The following is a 2439-nucleotide window of genomic DNA, read 5'->3' on the forward strand; positions in this document are numbered from 1 at the left end:
CGACACCCTCGACGAGGCCCATCAGCGCGAAGGGTGCGCCGATCACCGCCGGATCGTCGCAGAAGCCCACGGGCTCAGGCACGCGCACGCCGGCTTTCCAGACGGCCTCCAGGATGCGACACTCCTCGGCGCGGGACCGGCTCGACGCGATCGTGGCGGAGGCGTCCATGCGCAGCACGAAGTCGCGCGATTCGCCTGCGATCTGGCAGCGGACGAGCCCAACGTGAAGAAGAACGCCGAGAATGCCGGCCAGACCGAGGCGATTGCCCGGCAATCGGCCCAGGACGCCGAGGCGAGCGGCGCCGCGGTGGGCCGCGCGGTCGATGCGATGCAGACGATCGCGCAGAAGATCACGATCGTGCAGGAGATCGCCCGCCAGACCGACCTCCTGGCGCTCAATGCGGCGGTGGAGGCCGCGCGTGCCGGCGAGCACGGGCGGGGCTTCGCGGTGGTGGCCTCCGAGGTGCGCAAGCTCGCCGAGCGCAGCCAAGCGGCGGCGGCCGAGATCGGGACGCTGTCGGCCGACACGGTCAAGGCGGCGCAGCAGGCGGGCGAGATGCTGGGGCGGCTCGTGCCCGACATCAAGAGGACCGCCAGCCTGGTCGAGGAGATCTCGGCGGCGTGCCGGGAGCAGGATGTCGGCTCGGGTCAGATCAATCAGGCGATCCAGCAGCTCGACAAGGTGACCCAGCAGAACGCGAGCGCGTCCGAGCAGGTCTCGGCGACCTCGGACGAACTGGCTGCCCAGGCGGAGCGGCTTCAGGCGACGATCGCCTACTTCCGGATCGAGGCGGCGTCGGGCGGGGAGGCGGCGGTTCCGCACCTGCGGGCTGCGGCGGCGCGGATGGCGGCGCCGGCCCGGCCCGGCCAGGCGGTCACCCCGAAGGCGCGGGCGCGGACGGCCGGATCGCCGGGCTTCGCCCTCGACATGGGCGAGGGCGACACCCGCGACGCCGAGTTCGTCCGCGCCGCCTGAGCGATGCGGGTGCTGAACTTCACGGGTTGGCGTGGCCAAGGCGGCGCCAACCGCGATCCCCCAAGACATCTCGAACATCCCACCTGAGTTTACGAAAGAAGTATCCCATGCGTCTCACGATCCGCACCAAGCTGGGCACGGCCTTCGGCCTGATCCTCCTGCTTCTCGGCGGGGCGGGCTTCCAGGCCATCACGAGCCTCAGCAGCGCCAACGACCGGATGCAGGCCTTCGCGTCCGGTCCCTTCGCTCAGGTGCAACGGGCCTTGCGCTTCGAGACGCTGGCCGTGAATTCCGCGCGCATGTTCGCCCGGTCGCTGCTCGAGCCGACAGAGGCGGCCCGGGCGAAGCTCGCCACCGACCTTAAGCAGCAGGACGTGACATTCCGCGGACTTCTGAAGGACTATTCCGACGCTACCACCGCCGAGCAGCGGGTGCGTCTTCAGTCCCTGCGTGAGGCCTGGGACAAGCTGTCCGGTGCCGCCGCCAAGGGCACGGAGTTTTCGGTCAAGAACGGCAACAACACCGCCATCGGCATCGCCGGCGGCGAGCAGCTGACGACTTCCCGCGTCGTGATCACCCGAATCCAGGATCTGGCATCCCGGCCGGACATCTCATCGGAGACGCGCCGGCTCGCCGCGATTCTCGAGGCGCGGATGACGCGCCTCGTGGCCGACGTCTACCGCGAGGTGGTGATCAGCGACGAAGCGCTCCTTGAGAAGCTGACCAAGGAATATCACGACCATCGCCGCCAGTTCGACCAGGATTTCGCCAAGCTCGGCGAGGCGGGGCGTAGCGAAGGGCTCGCCGACGCCATCACGGCCATCGGCGCCGCGTTCCGCACCTGGGAGGCGGTCGGCGAACAGGTGTTCACCCTCGGCCTCGCCAACACCGACGCCAAGGCGCTCCAAGTCTATGTCGGTCCGTTCACGCAGGCGCGGATGGCCCTCATCGAGGAGGTCACGAAGCTCCGCGCCTACGAGGAGGGCGTCGCGCAGACCTATGTGCGCGAGACCCAGGCCGCCTTCGAGACCACCCGCATGATGCTGATCGGCGTCGTCGCCGGTGCGGTGGCGATCGGGCTTGCCATGGCGATCTGGCTGTTGCTCTCGATCTCCCGCGGCATGCAGAAGGCCCTCGGGGCGGCGAACCGGGTGGCGCAGGGGGATCTGACCGAGGACGTGGTGCCCACCGGCCGCGACGAGATCACCGACCTCCTGCGCGCCGTGCAGGCCATGACCCTGAAGCTGCGCGAGGTGGTGGGACAGGCCAGCGCGGCGGCCGGCAACGTCTCGGCGGGCTCGGAGGAGCTGTCCTCCTCGGCCGAGCAGCTGTCGCAGGGCTCGACCGAGCAGGCCGCGTCGACGGAACAGGCCTCCGCCTCCATGGAGGAGATGGCCGCCAACGTGAAGCAGAACGCCGAGAATGCCGGCCAGACCGAGGCGATCGCCCGGCAATCGGCCCAG

The 2439-nt window shown here is 69.8% G+C and carries 2 protein-coding genes and 1 pseudogene; 2 read left to right on the plus strand and 1 reads right to left on the minus strand.

All coding sequences use genetic code 11. The features are described 5' to 3' along the window. Positions 1-169 (minus strand): phosphotransferase (locus MKK88_RS20785; RefSeq protein WP_244003061.1); only part of this gene is annotated, 169 nt, incomplete at its 3' end. Between the two features lie 51 nt (positions 170-220). Here MKK88_RS20785 and MKK88_RS20790 point away from each other — a divergent pair. Both MKK88_RS20790 and MKK88_RS20795 read left to right on the plus strand, forming a co-directional pair. Beyond that, positions 221-976, plus strand: a pseudogene (locus MKK88_RS20790) (methyl-accepting chemotaxis protein); the annotation flags it as partial. 107 nt (positions 977-1083) lie between these two features. Beyond that, positions 1084-2439 (plus strand): methyl-accepting chemotaxis protein (locus tag MKK88_RS20795; RefSeq protein WP_244003059.1); only part of this gene is annotated, 1356 nt, incomplete at its 3' end.

The organism is Methylobacterium sp. E-005, from assembly GCF_022829725.1.
Lineage (GTDB): Bacteria > Pseudomonadota > Alphaproteobacteria > Rhizobiales > Beijerinckiaceae > Methylobacterium.